Here is a 425-nt window from a genome sequence, read left to right on the forward strand (position 1 = left end):
TGTCGAGCTTGTCGACGATGCGCAGGGTGCCGATGACGTCGGTGATGCCGATGCCCTGGTAGAAGCCGTTGGGGATCTTGCGGTCGTTGACCTGGATGACGAAGTCACCGACGGGGAACTTGCTGAACACGTCTGCGATGACGAGCGGCATCTCCGCCTCGAAGTGCGGCGACAGGTCGCCCACGTCGACGACGTCGATGTCGGCCTGCGTGAACTCGCGGTAGCGGCCTTCCTGCGGGCGCTCTCCGCGCCAAGCCTTCTGGATCTGGTAGCGCCGGAAGGGGAACGAGAGCTTGCCGGCGTTCTCGAGCACGTAGCGCGCGAACGGCACGGTCATGTCGAAGTGCAGGCCCCAGCGCGCGTCGTCGTCGCTGCCGCCGGCGAGCCGCGAGACCGCGTAGATCTCCTTGTCGGCGTCCTCGCCC

At 66.6% G+C, this 425-nt stretch carries 1 pseudogene; it reads right to left on the reverse strand.

Annotated elements, in window-relative coordinates:
- Positions 1–425, reverse strand: a pseudogene (locus AC1DFM_RS34835) (histidine--tRNA ligase); the annotation flags it as partial.

Source organism: Chitinophaga sp. 05T412 (assembly GCF_056396465.1).